This is a genomic window from Cupriavidus sp. IDO (assembly GCF_000812465.1).
GTDB lineage: Bacteria > Pseudomonadota > Gammaproteobacteria > Burkholderiales > Burkholderiaceae > Cupriavidus.
In genome coordinates, this window is record NZ_JWMA01000183.1 from 51,134 (window position 1) to 69,314 (window position 18,181).

General features: G+C 66.2%; 15 protein-coding genes. 7 read left to right on the forward strand and 8 right to left on the reverse strand.

Features of this window, described 5'->3' with window-relative positions:
* Positions 1 to 7: 7 nt before the first annotated feature.
* The gene (locus RM96_RS33280; protein WP_039016013.1) at positions 8 to 2,062 is read right to left on the reverse strand and encodes a penicillin-binding protein 1A; all 2,055 of its coding nucleotides are present in this window, start codon (positions 2,060 to 2,062) and stop codon (positions 8 to 10) included.
* Positions 2,063 to 2,093: 31 nt separating this feature from the next.
* Positions 2,094 to 2,984, reverse strand: coding sequence for an alpha/beta hydrolase (locus tag RM96_RS33285; RefSeq protein WP_039016014.1), 891 nt, complete (start codon positions 2,982 to 2,984; stop codon positions 2,094 to 2,096).
* Between the two features lie 164 nt (positions 2,985 to 3,148).
* Between RM96_RS33285 and RM96_RS33290 the strand changes: the two genes are divergently transcribed.
* The gene (locus RM96_RS33290) at positions 3,149 to 3,391 is read left to right on the forward strand and encodes a hypothetical protein (RefSeq protein WP_039016015.1); all 243 of its coding nucleotides are present in this window, start codon (positions 3,149 to 3,151) and stop codon (positions 3,389 to 3,391) included.
* An 82-nt stretch (positions 3,392 to 3,473) separates the two neighbouring features.
* On the opposite strand, the gene RM96_RS33295 is transcribed toward RM96_RS33290, so the two are convergent.
* The 6 genes from RM96_RS33295 to RM96_RS33320 form a co-directional block, all read right to left on the reverse strand.
* Complete coding sequence (locus RM96_RS33295; protein ID WP_039016016.1) at positions 3,474 to 3,863, reverse strand: DUF779 domain-containing protein; 390 nt, start codon at positions 3,861 to 3,863, stop codon at positions 3,474 to 3,476.
* Positions 3,864 to 3,868: 5 nt separating this feature from the next.
* Complete coding sequence (adh, locus tag RM96_RS33300; protein ID WP_039016017.1) at positions 3,869 to 5,389, reverse strand: aldehyde dehydrogenase; 1,521 nt, start codon at positions 5,387 to 5,389, stop codon at positions 3,869 to 3,871.
* Positions 5,390 to 5,730: 341 nt separating this feature from the next.
* Positions 5,731 to 7,014 (reverse strand): cytochrome c, encoded by a 1,284-nt coding sequence (locus RM96_RS33305; RefSeq protein ID WP_052279898.1) that lies wholly within the window; start codon positions 7,012 to 7,014, stop codon positions 5,731 to 5,733.
* On the reverse strand, positions 7,014 to 7,574 hold the full coding sequence (locus RM96_RS33310) for a (2Fe-2S)-binding protein (protein ID WP_039016018.1): 561 nt from the start codon (positions 7,572 to 7,574) through the stop codon (positions 7,014 to 7,016). The genes RM96_RS33305 and RM96_RS33310 overlap by 1 nt, the downstream gene beginning before the upstream one ends.
* A complete protein-coding gene (locus RM96_RS33315) occupies positions 7,571 to 10,405 on the reverse strand; it encodes a xanthine dehydrogenase family protein molybdopterin-binding subunit (RefSeq protein ID WP_039016019.1) in 2,835 nt (944 codons plus the stop codon). The genes RM96_RS33310 and RM96_RS33315 overlap by 4 nt, the downstream gene beginning before the upstream one ends.
* A gap of 462 nt (positions 10,406 to 10,867) precedes the next feature.
* Positions 10,868 to 11,608, reverse strand: a complete 741-nt coding sequence (locus RM96_RS33320) for a GntR family transcriptional regulator (protein WP_238587498.1) — start codon at positions 11,606 to 11,608, stop codon at positions 10,868 to 10,870.
* Positions 11,609 to 11,858: 250 nt separating this feature from the next.
* On the opposite strand from RM96_RS33320, the gene RM96_RS33325 reads away from it, so the two are divergent.
* Genes RM96_RS33325 through RM96_RS33345 form a run of 6 tightly spaced genes read left to right on the forward strand, consistent with a single transcriptional unit; the run spans position 11,859 to position 17,908 of the window.
* Positions 11,859 to 12,740 (forward strand): isocitrate lyase/PEP mutase family protein, encoded by an 882-nt coding sequence (locus RM96_RS33325; RefSeq protein ID WP_039016020.1) that lies wholly within the window; start codon positions 11,859 to 11,861, stop codon positions 12,738 to 12,740.
* The gene (gene leuC / locus RM96_RS33330; RefSeq protein WP_082016829.1) at positions 12,740 to 14,140 is read left to right on the forward strand and encodes a 3-isopropylmalate dehydratase large subunit; all 1,401 of its coding nucleotides are present in this window, start codon (positions 12,740 to 12,742) and stop codon (positions 14,138 to 14,140) included. The genes RM96_RS33325 and leuC overlap by 1 nt, the downstream gene beginning before the upstream one ends.
* Before the next feature lie 2 nt (positions 14,141 to 14,142).
* Positions 14,143 to 14,769, forward strand: a complete 627-nt coding sequence (leuD, locus tag RM96_RS33335; protein ID WP_039016022.1) for a 3-isopropylmalate dehydratase small subunit — start codon at positions 14,143 to 14,145, stop codon at positions 14,767 to 14,769.
* Positions 14,770 to 14,792: 23 nt separating this feature from the next.
* Positions 14,793 to 15,407 carry a YbhB/YbcL family Raf kinase inhibitor-like protein gene (locus RM96_RS38210; protein WP_193752571.1) on the forward strand — a complete coding sequence of 205 codons (615 nt, stop codon included), beginning with the start codon at positions 14,793 to 14,795 and terminating at the stop codon, positions 15,405 to 15,407.
* Between the two features lie 34 nt (positions 15,408 to 15,441).
* Positions 15,442 to 16,878 (forward strand): MmgE/PrpD family protein, encoded by a 1,437-nt coding sequence (locus RM96_RS33340; RefSeq protein ID WP_039016023.1) that lies wholly within the window; start codon positions 15,442 to 15,444, stop codon positions 16,876 to 16,878.
* 34 nt (positions 16,879 to 16,912) lie between these two features.
* Entirely contained in the window at positions 16,913 to 17,908 is a 996-nt protein-coding gene (locus RM96_RS33345) for a Bug family tripartite tricarboxylate transporter substrate binding protein (protein ID WP_039016024.1), read from the forward strand.
* Positions 17,909 to 18,181 lie beyond the last annotated feature (273 nt).

Below are 18,181 nucleotides of genomic sequence, written 5' to 3' on the forward strand. Positions count from 1 at the left end.
GCCGAGCTTACATGTTGGTGCCGTCGGCGCCTGCCGCGGGTGCGGCCTCGGACTTGCCGGGCAGGCCCACGGCCTCGCTCGAGACCGCTGCGGGTGCCGCGTCTTCCGGGGTGTTCGGCGCGGCCGGCGGAGCCGGCGGGAAGCCGAGCGAGGCGATGCGCTGCCTGCCATCGGCGTACTCCGCATAGGCCCAGTCATTGCCGGCCCGCACCACGTCCTTCGGCACCGGAGTCTCCGCTACCGGCATGCCGGCCACGCGGCCTTCCATATAGGCAGCCCAGACCGGCAGCGCGGTGGTGGCGCCGAACTCGTGCAGGCCAAGGCTGCGGTTGTCGTCGTAGCCCATCCATGCCACCGTGACCACACGGCCCGCGTAGCCGGCGAACCAGCCATCGACCGAGTCATTGGTGGTACCGGTCTTGCCGCCCACGTCCTCGCGGCGCAGGTAGCGCCGCACGCCTGTGCCGGTGCCTTCGTCGACCACGCTGCGCAGCATGCTGTCCATGACGAACGCGTTGCGCTCGCTGATCACGCGCTGCGGCGGCGCATCGTTGTTGACGGCGAACAGCACGTTGCCGTCGCTGTCGGTGATGCGCTCGATCAGGTACGGCTCGATGCGGTTTCCCTGGTTGGCAAAGACGCCATAGGCGGCCGCCAGGCGCAGCGGCGACGTGGTGCCGGTGCCCAGCGCCAGCGGCAGGTAGCGCGGCATGCGCTTTGGCGAGAAGCCGAAGCGGCTGGCGAACTCGATCGTGTACGGGATGCCGATGGCCTGCAGCGTGCGGATGGCGGGCAGGTTGCGCGACTCCGCCAGCGCCTGGCGAGCGGTGACGGGGCCGAGGAAGCGACCGTCGTCGTTGGTGGGCTGCCAGCGCGAACTGTTGTCGAGCGGCGCGTCGTTGATGATCGTGGACGGCGAGATGCCCTGCTCGAGCGCGGCCGCGTACACGAAGGGCTTGAAGGTGGAGCCGGGCTGGCGCTGCGCCTGCGTGGCGTGGTTGAAGCGGCTGGTGTTGAAATCGGCGCCGCCGACCATGGCTTCGATCGCGCCGGTGTTGCTGTCGAGCGATACCAGTGCGGCCTGCGGGCCCTCCACAGGCGGGCGCTTGGCATTGCGATGGCGGCGGGCGTAGTTCTCCAGCCCGGCGTGCACGGCATCGTAGGCCAGCGTCTGCCGAACCGAGGACACCGTGGTGTAGACGTTCAGGCCGCGCGTATAGGTCTCGTCGCCGAAGCGCTCGCGGGCCAGCTGGCGGGCCAGCTCCGCCACGTATTCGGCGTGCCCGGCGAAGCTGCCTGCGCTGTCGGAGACCACCTCCAGCCTGGCGGCCCGCGCATCGCGGTACTGGTCCTGCGTGATCATGCCCAGCGCCAGCATCCGGCCGAGCACATACTCCTGCCGGCGCTTGGCGCGGGGAAAGTTCACGCGCGGGTTCATCGTCGAAGGCGCCTTGGGCAGCCCGGCCAGCATCGCGGTCTCCGCCAGCGACAGGGCATTGAGCGGCTTGCCGAAGTACGCATGGGCGGCGCTGCCAAAGCCATAGGCATGCTCGCCCAGGTAGACCTGGTTCATGTACAGCTCGAGAATGCGGTCCTTGGGCAGCGAGCGGTCGATCTGCCAGGCCAGCAGGATCTCGTACCACTTGCGGGCCAGCGTCTTCTCGCGCGACAGGTAGAAGTTGCGCGCCACCTGCATGGTGATGGTGGAGGCACCCTGCGCGTAGCCCTGCCCGATGTTGGCCAGCGCCGCGCGGAAGATGCCCGGGATGTCCACGCCGGCATGCTCGTAGAACTGGTCGTCTTCGGCCGCCAGCAGCGCTTGCGACATCTGGTGGGGGATCTGCTCGAAGGGGATGAATTCGCGGTGTTCGCTGCCAAACTCGCCGATCTGCACGTTATCGCTGGTAAAAATCCGCAGCGGCACGTCGGGGCGGTAGTCGCGCAAGGCGTCGACGGGGGGAAGCTGCCGCAGGCTGACCACTGCGGCGAAGCCGGCGATCAGGGCACCGGCTGCAGTCAGCGCGAGAGCGGCGCTGGCTGCCTTGACTGCAAATCTTTTCATGCGCGCATTTTACCTGCTGGCGGAATCCCTGCTACCGGAACGCAGCAAGCGGAAGCGGATTGCCCAGGTCGTCATGGTCGCCGGGTGGCGCGCCCCGGCTGCCATCCTCCGGCGCGTGCCCAACTTGCTGCGCAAACTCGCACAGCGCGGCCCAGGTTTCCTTGCGCTCGATGATGGAGAAGTGATCCGTACCATGCACGGTCTGCAGCGCCACCGGTCCGGGCCAGGCCGCCATGAGCCGTTCCGAGCACGCATGGGGCACCACTTCGTCGGTCTCGGCCAGCAGCACCTTGGTGCTCTGCACGACCTTCTTGCAGTGCGAGATCGAGTCGAAATGGTGGCGCATCAGCTGGCGCAGCGGCACCAGCGGAAAGCGCTTGCGCACCAGCTCCAGCAGCGAGTCGTAGGGTGTGATCAGCTGCAGGCTTTCGAAATCCTGCAGGTCGGCGAGCTGGATGGCCACGCCCGTGCCCAGGCTGCGCCCCACCACATGCGCCCGTGTGCCGGGAAAGACACGCCTCAGGTGCAGCAGGAACTGGCTGGCGTCCGCCACCGCGGCGGCCTCGGAGGGAATGCCGTCGGAGTGGCCAAGGCCGCGGTAGTCGAAGGTGGCGAAGCCCATGCGCGGCGGCAGCCACCGTGCGAATTGCAGCGTATCCAGCACATCTTCGCCGCGGCCGGGCAGGTAGAACAGTAGATCCTGAACGCTGTCGCCGGGGGCGTGATAGATATAGCCGCGCAGGACGCCGCCCGGCACCACGTGCGAGTAGCCGATGATGCCCTCGGGCAGGTCCCGCGGCGGGCGGCGGCGGGCATCGAACAGGAGGCGGTCCTGGTTGACGGTCAGGTAGGTCCAGTAGCAGGCAAAGCCGCTGGCAGTCATCAGGGCTGCGGCAAGTGCCCGTCGGGTGAGGGATGACATGGCTCGATTCGGCATTTTCCTGGGCCGGCGGCGGTACGGAACGCGTGGCGTTCGCGTGGTGCCGGCACCATCATTTTCATGGGGGGCTGCATTCGACCGCAAGTCCGGGGGGCGAGTTCTTGTACGATATGCCTCATATATCAGACGCACAGGGAGCATCTTGCATGAGCGAACAGAAACACGAGCAGCACCGCGCCGAAGAGGCGCAGGCAATGGAGCGCGTAGTCAGCGCAACGCGGCAGGTCCAGGTAGCGTTTACCGCGCTGCAGTCCCACTATCCGCCGGCGGGCAGCGGCAAGCCGTCCAAGCTGGCGCTGCAGACCTTCGATGCCGCGCTGCAGGCGCTGGAGGATGCCCAGGCGACTTTCGACGAGATCCTGAATGACCTGCTGGACGGCAATCGCTGAGCGAATGCCTGCGAGCTCCGGCAGTTGCCAGTGACGAGGTTGGCGCCGCCTCGACAGCGGCTGCAGTGAGAAGCGCGCAGGCTCAGAGCGGAGGCAGCAGCGCTGCCTCCTCGTCGCTGAACAGCTCCGAGCGCGTCAGGAAGCGCTGGCCGGTCGGGCCTTCCAGCGAGAACATCCCGCCCGCGCCCGCCACCACATCGATCACCAGCCGCGTGTGCTGCCAGTATTCGAACTGCGCGCGGGTCATGTAGAACGGCGCGCCGCCGATCTCGCCCAGGCAGACATCGGCGGGCCCCACCATCAGCTCTCCGGCGGCAAAACACATCGGCGCGCTGCCGTCGCAGCAGCCGCCGGACTGGTGGAACATCAACGGGCCATGCTGTGCGCGCAGCCGCCCGATCAGCGCCAGCGCGGCGGGCGTGGCGACCACGCGGGCCACCGGGCTTGCAGAGTCGGGACGGGCTTGCGGCATGGCGGTCAGAAGAAGCCGAGGGCGTTGGGGCTGTAGCTCACCAGCAGGTTCTTGGTCTGCTGGTAGTGGTCCAGCATCATGCGATGGTTCTCGCGCCCGATGCCGGACTGCTTGTACCCGCCGAATGCGGCATGCGCGGGATAGGCGTGGTAGCAGTTGGTCCACACGCGCCCGGCCTGGATGCCGCGGCCCATGCGGAATGCGCGCGCGCCGTCACGCGTCCACACGCCGGCCCCCAGGCCATACAGCGTGTCATTGGCGATCGCCAGCGCCTCTTCCTCGTCCTTGAACGTCGTCACCGACACCACCGGCCCGAAGATCTCCTCCTGGAAGATCCGCATCTTGTTGTGCCCGGCGAATACCGTGGGCTTGACGTAGTAGCCGCCCGCCAGGTCGCCGTCCAGTGCATTGCGCTCGCCGCCGGCCAGGCACTGCGCGCCTTCCTTGCGGCCCAGGTCGATGTAAGACAGGATCTTCTCAAGCTGCTCCGCCGAGGCCTGCGCGCCGATCATGGTGTTCTTGTCGAGCGGATGGCCCTGGCGAATCGCGGCCACGCGCTTGAGCGCGCGCTCCATGAAGCGGTCGTAGATCGATTCCTGGATCAGCGCGCGCGACGGGCAGGTGCAGACCTCGCCCTGGTTCAGCGCGAACATCGCAAAGCCTTCCAGCGCCTTGTCGAAGTAGGCATCGTCGGCTGCCAGCACGTCTTCGAAGAAGATATTGGGCGACTTGCCGCCCAGCTCCAGCGTGACCGGAATCAGGTTCTGCGCGGCGTACTGCATGATCAGCCGCCCGGTGGTGGTCTCGCCGGTGAAGGCGACCTTGCTGATGCGCGGGCTCGATGCCAGCGGCTTGCCCGCTTCCAGGCCGAAGCCGTTGATGACATTGATCACGCCAGGCGGCAGCAGGTCGCCGATCAGCTCCATCAGCACCAGGATCGATGCCGGCGTCTGCTCGGCGGGCTTGAGCACCACGCAGTTGCCCGCGGCCAGCGCCGGCGCCAGTTTCCACGTCGCCATCAGCAGCGGGAAATTCCACGGGATGATCTGGCCGACCACGCCGAGCGGCTCATGGAAGTGATAGGCAATGGTCTCGGCGTCGATCTCGGAGATGCCGCCTTCCTGCGCGCGGATGCAGCCGGCGAAGTAACGGAAGTGGTCGACCGCGAGCGGCAGGTCGGCCGCCAGGGTCTCGCGCACCGGCTTGCCGTTGTCGATGGTCTCGGCCACGGCCAGCAGCGTCAGGTTGGCCTCGATGCGGTCGGCAATGCGGTTCAGGATGTTGGCGCGCTCGGTGGTGGAGGTGCGACCCCACGCGGCCTTTGCCGCGTGCGCGGCGTCGAGCGCGGCATCCACGTCCTGCTGGTTGGAGCGCGGCACGCGCGTGAACGGCTTGCCGGTAACGGGCGTGATCGCCTCGAAATACTGTCCATCGGCCGGTGGCACCCAGGCGCCGCCGATGTAGTTCTCGTATTGCTGCTTGTAGGGGTTGCTCACGCCCAGCTGGGCAATTTCCGCCATGTTCATGTCTCGCTCCGTTCGAAGGATCTGTGTCGTGTCGTCACGGCTTGCGCCGTGCGCACGACAGCAGATCGCAAGAGGTGTGCCGGGGCGGAAACCAGCAGGAATGGCGGGGGAGATCGGGGAAATGACTGGGGAAACCGGCCAGAGATGTGTCGCGCGCCGGCAGTGGTGTGCCAGCGCGTGACAGCAGTGTTCCAGATTAGAACACCTGCCGAAGTGACGCCGGTGTGCGACAGCGTTGGCGCTTGCCAACAGCCCTCGCAATCGCTCCCCTCTCCCGCAAGCGGGAGAGGGGAGCAAACCGGCGGCATGATCACCGCCCTGGCAGAAGGCTTGCCGCTTGCCTAGTGCCCCGCCCCGGCGGCGCGAAGCGCCTTGACGGCGGCCGGCGTCACGTCGGCCGGCTGGCCGCCATAGGTGGCGCGCAGGTAGTTGGACAACTGGGCCAGTTCGTCGTCGCTCATGCGCGAGGCAAAGTCCGGCATATCCTGCATGGCTTCCAGCCCGGGGAAGCGCTGCGCCTCGATGCCGTCGAGCATCGACACGATCAGGTTGCGCGGATCGGCATTGCGCACGGTCGAGTTTCCGGCCATGGAAACCGCCACATGCGGCTTGCCTTCGCCTTCGCGTCCGTGGCAGCCGGCGCAGACCGCCAGGTAGTGCTGGCGCCCGGGCGCGAGCTGGGCGGCATCGGCGTTGACGGGCTTGGCCGCTTGCGGCGCCGGCGGCTGGTCGCCGAGCAGGTAGGTTGCCATCGCGGCCAGGTCGCCCTTGTTCAGGTACTGGCTGCTGAGATGGACCACTGGGTGCATCTCGCCGAAGGCCGAGCCCTGCGGCGCGATGCCGGTGGCGAAGAAGGTCTGCAGGTCGGGGCCGGTCCAGCCGCGTGCGGCGAGGCCGGCCGGCGTGATGTCCGGCGCGGCCACGCGGCCCAGTGCGGCACCCGCGAGCGGCTTCGACAGGTCCAGCCGGCCGAACGACGCGCGCGGCGAATGGCATTCCGCGCAGTGGCCCAGCGCGTTGGAGAGATAGCGGCCGCGCTGCCAGGCGTCCGATATCCCGGTGGAAGCATCGGGCAGCGTGTTCCTCAGGAACAGCAGGTTCCAGCCGGCCAGTGCGAAGCGCTGGTTGTAGGGGAACTGCAGCTCATGCGGGCGGTTCGCCACGGCGGCAGGCTTCACCTGCATCAGGTAGGCATACATCGCATCGGTGTCTGCGCGCGACAGGCCGCGGTACGAGGTGTACGGCATGGCCGGATACAGATGCTTGTCCGGCGCCACGCCATCATGCAGTGCCTTGTAGAAGTCGTCGGCGCTCCATTTGCCGATGCCGTGGTCCTTGTCCGGCGTGATGTTGGTGCCGTAGAACTTGCCGAACGGCGATGCCAGCTCCACGCCGCCGGCAAGCGGGGCGCCTTGCGGCGCGGTGTGGCACGCCGCGCAGTCCGCCGCGCGCACCAGGTAGCGGCCGCGTGCGATCTGCTCCGCGGGCGAGAGCTGGCCCCTGGGCGCCTGGTCGGCGACGGGAGCGATGGCTTCGGTGCGGTCGCCGCAGCCGGCGAGCAGCACCGCCGCGCCCAGCGCAGCAAGCGCCGGGCGTGCAAAGGTCAGACAGGCGTGGCGCATCATCACTTGGCTCCCCCTGCATCCTTGACCAGGCCCGGCGTGCTGGTGATCACGTCCTTGACCGCCTCGAAGTAGCGCACGTAGCCGGTGCAGCGGCAGATGTGGTTGTCCAGCGCGGCGGTGATGGTCTCGTCGACCTTGTCTTTCGCCACCGGCTCGCGCCTGAGCTTTTCCACGAGGATGGTCGCGCCGTTGACGAAGCCCGGCGTGCAGTAGCCGCACTGGAAGCTGAAATGCTCCAGGAACTTCTGCTGCACCGGCGTCAGCGCCACGACCTCGCCCTGCTCGTTGCGCTTGCCGTGGCCTTCCACGGTGCGTACCTTGCGGCCCTGGAACCAGTGCGCGCCGGTGATGCAGCTGCGCACTTCCTCGCTGCTGCCATCGGGTTTGTCATGGATCACCACGCAGGCGTGGCAGACGCCCTGGCCGCAGCCCAGGCGCGAGCCGGTCAGGTCCAGGTATTCGTGCAGGAAGTCGATCATCATCAGGCCTTCCGGTACCTGCATCGGGCCGACGTCCTTGCCGTTGATGTTGAGGGAAAGCGGCTTGGTGGCGATGCTCATGCCAGTACCTCCTGAATCTTTGCGGCCGTTACCGGCAAATCGGTGAAGCGGTGACCGATGGCATGCGCGATGCCGTTGACGATGGCGCCCACCACGGGAATCATCACCACCTCGGCAATGCCCTTGGGGGCGTCGGTCTCGGAGACGGGCGGCAGCACCGTCCCGCTTTGCTTCCACACCGCCACGTCGCTGGCGCGCGGCAGGTGGTAGCGGTTGAAGTTCCACGTGCCGTTGCCCGGGCCGTCCTCGTAGAGCGGCAGGAACTCGTGCAGCGCGTGGCCGATGCCCATGGCGACACCGCCCTGGAGCTGGCCGGAGACGAGTTGCGGCGACAGCTGCGAGCCGCACTCCATGATGGAGTGGTGTGACAGCACGTCCACCTTGCCGCTGGCCTCGTGCACCGACAGCTCCACCAGCGTGGCCACCGCGCTGTAGTAGGTCACGGCAGCGTTGTTGCGCTGGGTGGGCGCGATGTAGACCTTCTTGCGGTCCAGCACGTGATAGCCGCCGCTGGTGCGCATGCGGGCCTTGCGCGTTTCATCGGCGCCGTCGCCATAGCGCACGGACAGGCCGTCGACCGGCAGCCGCACCGCCTTGCCGTCAACGTCGAAGTCCGCCTCGGTCCACTGCCAGCGGTTGAAGACATGCACCGTGGCGCCGGTGACCAGGCCCAGTTCATGCGCCCTGGCTGCCAGCTGTTCATACGGCAGCGCCTGCAGGCCGCCGGCGCTGAGCTTGCCGTCGACCCAGCGCGCATCTTCCACGCGCACCACCAGCGAAGCGGCCTGGCCGCCGCCGGCGCCCTGGCTCCAGATCGCCATTGCCGCCGGCCACAGGCCGTGCATGAAGATCACGCGCGCGGCTTCGCGCGTGCTGTGCGTGAAGTAGTAGGCCGAGTTGGTCGCGCTGGCCGGCGAGGCATAGGCCGGCGACCAGCGCGGATTGGCCGACAGCTTGTCCTGCTCGGCCTGGCTCATCAGGTAGGGGTCGCCGGACGTGACCACCGGCAGGTCCGGCCAGTCGGTGACCGCCACGCGCACTTCGCCGGCGGGCTTGCCCAGCCAGCGCGCCACCGCGAGGGCCTGCGAGGTCGACATGCCCGTGCCGATCTCGGCCCCGGTGTGATGCAGCGCGATGCGGCCGTCGGCCTGCAGTTCGACCTTGGCAAACGATGCCTCCGCGCCGGTGCCGAAGTCCTTCTGCACGCAGGCAAAACCCACGCCGTAGCGGCGGCCGGGGTTGGCGGCTTCGTAGTCAGCCTTCTTCTTGCCGCGGTTCGTCCACAGCGGGTGGACCTTCGCCGCTTCCAGCACTTCATCGACGCGGATCGCGCCGGCAGGGATCGCGCCCTGCGTGTTCTTCATGCCCGAGCGCAATGCGTTCTTCAGCCGGAATTCGATCGGGTCCAGCTTGAGCTGCTCGGCGAACTCGTCGACCATCATCTCGGTCGCGGCCATGCTCTGCAGCGTGCCGTAGCCGCGCGCGGAGCCGGCGTCGATGGCGCGCGAGGCAATGGCGACGGCGGCGAGGTCGTTCTTCGGGAAGTAGTAGATCGACTGCGACGCCGTGGCACCGACCATCGCCACCGAAGGCGAGAAGTTGGCGCGGCCACCGCCGTTGGCTTCGAAGTCGCCCTGGAAGGCCTGGAACAGGCCGGTCTTCTTGTCCACGGCGATGCGGTAGCGCATCTTGAACGCGTGCCGCTTGATCGAGGTCTGGAACTGCTCGTAGCGGTCGTTGGCGAGCTGCACGGGCTTGCCATCGGCATACAACGCGGTCACCAGCCCGTAGAACGGGAAGTTGTAGTGGTCCTTGGAGCCATAGCCCACCGTATAGCAGGGATGCACGAACACCTGCTTCACCGGGAACGCACCCCTGGCCTTTGCCAGCATTTCCGCCGCGCTCTCGCCCACTTCGACCGGCGACTGGGTCGGCACGACCAGGTGCAGGGCCTGGCTGGCGCCGTCATACCAGCAGTTGGCGTTGTCGGGTTCCAGCGCGGCAGTGTCGATCGACTGCGTGTTGTACTCGCGCTCCAGCACCAGCCAGTCCTCGGGCGGGCTGGCCAGTTGCCCGCGGATCCGGGCGGCGTGGAACATGCCCTGTTCGCCGAGCTGGCCGTGGTCCTTGCCGTCCGGCCACACCGGTTCGTGCTTGCGCATCATGCTGGGGAAGACCGGGGCATTCTTCAGGCTCGAGAACACGTCGTCGTCGTAAGGCGTGTCGCCGCCCACGCGCACGAAACGGAAGGTGCCCCACGGATCGCGCTCGAGCGGCCCGGTCTGCGCGCCGTAGCGGATGATCTCGTCGCGGAACTTGAGCTTGTCCTTGGCAAAGCGGAAGCGCGCGAAGTCGTGATAGATCAGGATCGCGACCGCATGGCCGAGGTAGGCCGGCGTCTTGCCGGCGGGCAGCAGCATGTCTTCGCCATAGAAGGCGGGAAAGGCCACGCCGTCACGCGCGAGTTCCGCCGCGGTCACCACGCGGTCGGGCTTGAGGTCTTCGCCGAGCAGGCTCAGGTCGAAGCCCTCATAGGTGCGGTCGGCCTTGGTCGCGCGCAGGATGAAGGCGTGCGATTGCTGTTCGGGCCAGTGCGGCATGTCGCGGGCGCGGATGTCGCGCGCGAACACCTTGGCGCCGGTCACCTTGGCCATGCCGTCGATGCGGAACCTGGCGGCGCCGGTCTTGGGGTCCCACTGGACCGGGGTCAGGATTTTCTCTTCGAACAACGCCGCAAAGGCTTTGCCGCCGATGGGTGCGATATAGACCGACACCCCGGCCACGACGCTGGCTTTGAGGAAAGTGCGCCGTGAAGGGTTGAAGCTGGACATGAGGATTCCTCGGGAATGCGCTGCTACGCGAGCTGGCGCGCGCGATGCGGGGTCTGCGGAGGGCGTGACAAGACGGCCGGTGCGGGGCCCGGCCGTATGGGAAGCGGCCGGCCGTACGGCCGCGGCGCGGCGGCGCCGGAGATTGCGGGCGAGAGGTGGGGCAACGTTATGTAATCTGTCCTGGCGCGGTCTTGCGCGCTGACGGGGGCGATTGTGCGTTGCCGTCAGGGTATATCGCAAACCGGGGTGGCGAATAGTGGCTATCAGCCGGGACGGATTCCCATTGCTGCGGGATTGTGCATTGCATCATGCGCGGACCGCCTTGCAAGCCATGCCGGAAGCCGTTGTCTGCGCGATGAGACAGGCAGAACCCGGTCGCGCCGGTGGTGGCCGCGCGCGAAAGAATTCAGATCGGACAAGTTCGGCAATGGCTATGCCCATCGCCATTGCCGAACTGCCGCTTCAGAAATCGCTTTTAGCCAAAACATCGTGGACGACCTGGCCGGCACTCAGTGTGTTTACCTGCTCGGCAGGAATGTCCATGAGGATACGGCTTCGCTCTGGAGTCAGATAGACAGTCAGGTACTGGATCGGGTGCTCTTCGGGATCGTGGAGCAGACGTACAAGCTTGAGCAGCGGCGCCCCGACTTCGGTCTGGAGCCAGCCCGCATAGGTTGGGTCGGCCAGTTGCGCAGTGATTTCTTGGACCACGCGGCCGAACTTCACTCCCTGGGCCATCAGGATCTCAAACAAGGCGTGCTTGCGCAGCGCCGCCGCGGATACGCGTTTGCCGAGCGCTGCTGGTACCCAGGTGTCTGTCAGCATCACTGGCACACCTTCCATCTTGCGCAGCCGCAGGGCATGCACCGCGGCTTCCCCGGGCTCCAGTTGCAGCAGCGCAGCAACATCAGGTGGCGCCGGGACATGTTCGACATTTAGTACTTCGACTTCCGTCTCGCGCGCAGTCTGGCGCAATCCGTCAATGACACTCAGCGTCGGGCTGCGCCGGGTCACAAGAGTGTTCGCCTTGATGAACGTACCCAGCCCATGGCGGCGTTCTACCAGTCCCAGTGCGGCCAGGTCCGCAAGCGCGCGGCGCACGGTGATGCGCGAAACGCCAAAGCGCTCGCACAGCTTTTCTTCCTTTGGCAATGCCCCGGACTCGGCATACATACCGCGCGTGATTTCGTCACGCAGAACCATGAAGAGTTGCCGATGGAGCGAAGTGCCAGGCACGCGGGCGGGTGATGGGGCGACAGGAGACGAGCGCGGCATAACGTAATGATCCGGGAGCGTGATGAGCATAGCACACGGCGGGAGCGGGTCTTGTCACCGCATTCCAAGAAAACCGTTGACCATCGAATCCAGTTGTATCTAGAATATAAACACATAAACACAGCGCCGGCCACGACCGATCGGACGCATCCGAGACACCCCTTTCACAGGACCACCGATGACCCCCGCACAAGCTCTACGACAACGCCTGAACGCGCCCGGCATGATCGTTGCCCCTGGCGCCTACGATGCCATTGGGGCGCGGCTGATAGAACAGGCCGGATTCACGGCCTGCTACATGACCGGTGCCGGCACCTCGGCCGCGAGGGGGTTCCCCGATTTCGGCTTGCTGACGATGACTGAAATGGTCGACAACGCTGCGATCATGGCCAGGACCATCGCGATCCCGCTGATCGCGGATGCCGATACCGGCTACGGCAACGAGCTGAACGTGACCCGCACCGTGCGCGAGTACGAGTCGCGCGGGGTGGCCGCGATCCATATCGAAGATCAGGTGGCGCCCAAGCGTTGCGGCCACCTCGACGGCAAGGAAGTCATCTCACGCGAGGCGTTTGTCTCCAAGATTCATGCAGCGGTCGAGGCCCGGCGGACTCCCGGGTTCGTCATCATCGCCCGTACGGACTCGCGTGCCATGCTTGGTCTCGATGAAGCCATCTGGCGAGCCAACGCGGCGCTCGAAGCGGGTGCGGACATGGCGTTCGTGGAGGCGACCCAGACCATTGAGGAAGCCGCCCTTGTTCCCAGGGTTGTCGGTGGTCCCTGTCTGCTTAACGTTGTTCCGGGGGGGCGCACACCTGTTTCCGATCTGTGCGAGGCCGAGCAGATGGGCTACAAGCTGGCGATCCTGCCGGGGCTCATGCTCAAGGCCACCATCGAGGCTGGCGACGCCGCGCTTGCAGCGCTGGCGGCCACGCACACTGCACCGGCCGTGTCGGCCAGCGTTGCCCAGAGCTTTCGCCGCTTCGGCGCCGATGAATGGGACAACCTGCGCCAGCGCTTTAACGCGGGCGCTCGCGCCACGCATCCCGAGGGCAAATGATGCCGCGCACACTCTTCGACAAGCTATGGGACGCGCACGTTGTGCGCGAACTCGGCGATGGCTGGGCACTGCTGCATATCGATCGCCACCTGCTGCACGACTTGTCCGGTCCGCCGGCACTGATGGAAGTGGCATCTCGCGGGCTGTCGCTCCACGACCCTGCACTGGTGTTCTCCACACCCGATCATGCGGTATCCAGCCAACCGGGCCGCGACGGCAACACCTATGCGCCAGGCGGAAGGCTGTGGGCAGCGTTGCGAGAAGGGTCGCAGGCGGCTGGCATCAGGATGTTCGATCTCGGCCAGCCAGGCCAGGGCATTGTTCATGTCATGGGGCCTGAACTGGGGATCGTGTTGCCGGGGCTCACGGTCATCTGTGGTGATAGCCATACCTGCACCAACGGCGGCCTCGGAGCGATGGCCTTCGGTGTCGGGTCATCCGAGAGCACGCATGCCCTTGCGACGCAGACGCTGCGCCAGCAGAAGCCAAAGCGCATGCGCATCCGTTGCGAGGGCGAGCTGCCTCCCGGCGTGACGGCCAAGGATCTGATCCTGCATATCATTGGTCAACTCGGTGCCGCAGCCGGTGTCGGGTACGCGATCGAGTTCGATGGAACGGCGATCCGCAGGCTCGATGTGGAAGGCCGGCTGACGCTCTGCAATCTCAGCGTGGAACTTGGCGCGCGTTTTGGCATGGTGGCGCCGGACGAGAAGACCGTCGACTGGGTGCGCGGGCGCAGCTACGCGCCGACCGGCGCCCTGTTTGAGCAAGCCGCCGCCTATTGGCTCACCCTTGCGACGGACGAGGGTGCGACGTTCGACAGGGAAGAATGGATCGATGCCCGCGCCGTGGCGCCCATGATCACGTGGGGAACGAGCCCGGAGCACGCGATTCGCATTGACGGCATGACGCCGAGCCCGGCGGACGTACCGGACGTTGCCAGGCGCGACGAGATCGCGTCAGCGCTCGACTACATGGGGCTCCAGCCGGACGCGCCGATCGTCGGCACGCCAGTTGACTGGGTCTTCATCGGCTCCTGCGCCAATTCACGACTGTCCGACCTGCGGGACGCGGCCGAGGTTGCCAGGGGAAGGCATGTGGCCCCGGGCGTGACGGCCTGGGTAGTGCCTGGCTCCGAGAACGTCAAGCGTGCCGCCGAGGCCGAAGGCTTGCGCGAGGTCTTCGAGGCGGCAGGCTTCGTCTGGCGGGAGCCGGGTTGCAGCATGTGCGTGGCTGCCAATGGCGAGCAAATTCCGTCGGGACAGCGTTCCGTGTCGACATCGAACAGGAACTTCGTCGGGCGGCAGGGGCCGGGCGCCCGTACACATCTTGCGAGTCCAGCCATGGCTGCAGCAGCAGCGGTGACTGGCCGAATCACTGACGTGCGGAGCCTGAAATAGCCATGCAGCCTTTTACCGTGGTAGTGGGAGCGGCCGCCCCATTGATGCGCGCCAACGTCGACACCGACATCATCATCCGGATCGAGCGCCTCACCAGCCTGTCGCGCGATGAGCTCGGGAAGTACGCCATGGATGCGCTACGCTTTCGGCCGGACGGCAGCGAAGAGCCGGCTTGCATCCTGAACCGGCCGATGTTCCGTCAGGCCCCTGTGCTTCTTGCGGGAAGCAATTTTGGCTGCGGCTCATCGCGCGAGGGGGCCGTGGTTGCCCTGATGGGCATGGGCGTGCGTTGCGTCATCGCCCCGAGCTATGGCGACATCTTCTACAACAACTGCTTCCAGAACGGGCTCCTGCCTATTGAGCTGCCAGCGGCCGCGATCGAGGCGTTGGCGGTGCAGTGTGCGCAGGGGGCGCCTGTACGGGTGGATCTCGTCACCACGACACTGACCGCCCCGGATGGGTCAGCGATCCGGTTCACCATCGATCCGCTGCGGCGTGAAGGCTTGCTGAATGGGCTGGACGACATCGGACTGACGCTGAAGGACGACGCCTTGATCAGGGCATGGCAAGCGGAAGACCGCGCGCGCCGGCCGTGGGCGTGGCCTGCGTCCGGCGAGGCGGTGTCATGAGAGCGTGGACGAAGCATCCCTGGGTGCTCCGCTGGGCGGGTTTGCTGATGCGCGGACGTCATGCCGGTGAGCAGACGCTTGCCTGCAGGAGGCCGGCGCTGGCAGCGCTGCCCGCGAAAATCGAGTTGCGCAGCCCGGGATATGCCAACGGTGAAGCCATGGCGCGGTCAGCCGCGGGAGAAGGGGTGGGTGAGAACCGATCCCCTGCACTGATGTGGGAAGGCGTGCCGCCCGAGGCCACCCACTGGCTGCTGCTGGTCGAGGATCCGGACGTGCCGCTGGCGCGGCCCATCGTTCATGCCCTGTGCTGGGGCCCGGCTGCCATGCGTCGATTGCCGGAGGGATGTCTGACGCCGGCAACCTGCCCGGATGGCGTCACGCTCGGCGTGAACGGACTGGGAAACGCGCGGTACGACGGGCCCCGGCCACTTCCCGGGCATGGTCCGCATCGATATGTGTTCCAGTTGTTCGCATTGACCGCAGCGCCGCCAGTAGCGGACAACGACCGGTTGCTCCGTTGGCTGGATGGTAACGCCAGAGCAACAGGGTGTCTCATCGGCGTATTCCAGCGCGACTGGCGCGCCCGCGTGATCAATCCGCCTGCCGTGGCCCGTAAATCCGGAAAGTCGGCCCTATAAACCAGATTCAGTCTCAACCGAGCATTCATCGATCATGTCTGACGCAATCAGCAATATCCTGTCTCCCACCGATCCCGATGGCCCCACTGGGAAGCTGGCTTCCTGGCTTGCAGGTTTCCGCCTTGAGCACGCGCCGGCAGTCGCGCGTGAGCGGGCCAAGGCGCTGACGCTTGACGGCATTGGCTGCGCGATTGTCGGCGCACAACTGCCCTGGTCACAGACGGCGGTAGAGATCATCAGGAAGACCGAAGGCACCGGCGACCGCACGATCGTTGGCTGGGGGGAAAAGACCAGTGCACCTGGCGCGGCCCTGCTCAATGGCACCTTTATCCAGGGCTTTGAGCTGGACGACTACCACCCGCTCGGGCCCCTGCACAGTGCCTCGCTCGTACTGCCCGCGCTCTGGGCTGCTGCCGAGGGCGAGCAACGTATCAGTGGCCGGCAGTTCCTTGAGGCCGCGATGGCCGGCTATGAAGTCGGGCCGCGCGTGGGAATGGCGTTGCATGGTGGCCAGATGCTGTCCCGAGGCTGGCATTCCGGTTCGGTCTTCGGCACCCACGCGGCTGCCGCTGCCGTAGGCAAGCTGTTAGGCCTCGACGCAGCGCGGTTCGAGGATGCGCTGGGACTGGCCGGTACGCAGTCCGCAGGCCTGATGGCCGCCCAGTACGAAGCCATGTGCAAGCGCATGCACCACGGATTCTCGGCGCGCAACGGCATGTATGCGGCGATCCTGGCCGCTGGCGGCTACACCGGCATCAAACGGGTCTTCGAGCGGGAGTACGGCGGCTTCCTTTCGACCTTCGGAGAAGGGCATGACCCCGATGCCAGCCAGATCACCGACGCACTCGGCGAGCGCTGGGAGGTTGAGCGGATCGTGATCAAGCCCTATGCAGCCATGGGCGGCATTCATGCACCGCTGGACGCGTTGTTCGATGTCGACGCCAGGCGGAAGCTTTACGCCGAGGAGATCAGCCGCATCGAAGTCGACGTGACCCATGCCGTCTATCACCACGGCTGGTGGGTACCCGAGCGGCCGCTGACGCCAATCGGCGCGCAGATGAATATCGGCTACGCCCTCGCCGTTGCGGTGCTGGACGGCGCCGCGCTTGTCCCCCAGTTCTCGCCCTCCCGCATCGATAGCGACGACATATGGGCGCTCCTGCCGCGTATCGATGTCAGGCACGAGCCGTCGTTCGACGCTGGTGGCCAGCGCGGCCGCGGGCGCGTACGGCTGGTGGTCACCTTCACGGACGGCGAGCGGATCGAGGTCAATCGCCAGATGTCGCGTGCCATCGAGAGCCCGCAAACCAACGACGAGGTTGCGGAAAAGTATCGTGCATTGACGCATGACCTGATCGAGCCGGAACGGCAGGCGTCGATCGAGCACATGGTGCGCAATCTTGAAGCGCTCGATGACGTGCGTGACCTGCTGGCCTTGCTGGCTCCCCCGGTCAAGAGCCCGTTCGCATAAGGGCCAACTACCCAAATAACTATTGGAGACAGAGATGATTAGTAGACCGGCTCGAAGAAACGTTCTGGCCGGGCTGGGGATGCTCGCACTGGCGTCGACAGCCCTGCTGCCAGGGCATTTGATTGCTGCACAACCCCAATGGCCCAATAAGCCGATTCGCGTTGTGTTGCCGTTCTCCGCCGGAGGCCCAGGAGATATCACCACGAGATTCATCGCACATGCACTTGGAAAGCAACTCGGTCAGACCGTGATTGTCGACAACAGGCCAGGGGCAGGTGGCATCATCGGTTCGGAGTATGTCGCAAAGAGCCCGCCGGACGGCTACACCCTGCTGGTTGCGGGTAACGGGGCCGTTGCCAACGGGCTGCTGCGTGTCAGGATGCCCTACGCAGAAGGGGATCTGGTACCGGTTGTCAGTACCAACTCCGCGCCGTCTGTCATGGTTGCCGGATCGGCCGTTCCATTCAGGGATCTGAAGTCTCTGCAAGCCTATGGCAAAGCGAAGGGCGGCATCACGTTCGGCACGGCCGGCGCCGGAAGCACCGGACATTTCGTCGCGGAAATGGTCGGATCCGCGCTTGGCATACCGGTGACGTTGAGTCACTACAAGAGCGGTGCGGAGTCACTGAATGCCGTGATCGGGGGCCAGATCGATCTCGCCTCGGAGTCGCCTGTCGGCGTTGTGGGCTTCGTGCGCGGCGGCAAGCTGAAGCCGATTGCCGTAACGGACGACAAACGCGCTCTCGCACTTCCGGATGTTCCCACGTCAGCCGAGCAGGGGTTCCCCGCCATTCGTATGCAGCACTGGGGCGGAATCTACGCCCCGAAGGGAACGCCTGCGCAGATCATGGATCGCGTCGCCCAGGCGATGCTTGCAGCGTTCCAGGGCGATAGCGACCTCCGGGCACAGCTGGAGAAGTATGGCTATCGCCCGGAAACCGGCACCCGTGCAGATTTCACGCGATTTATCGAGACCGAGAAGAGCCGCCTCGGCAAGATCGTTCGCGATTCGCACATGACCCTCGACTAAACACGCAGGGTCGACTACCAGCAGGCCGACGCCCATACGGGCCGGCAACCTGCCACATCGCCAGCTGATACGGGGCACTGCTCTCTTCTTCCTGCCCGGGATGGCCCTGGAGCGGGAGGGCGGCGTGCGCCCTGCGCCAACGACTTGCATCCCCGGGAAAGAAGCGAATGTCCCCAATCCCTCTTTTTCGGAGGCCCGCGTACTGCAGGCTTCCGTCGCATGGCCGCGCGCCTGCAGTGCGCCGGCGTCTTAGAACGACAAATGAAACCACGA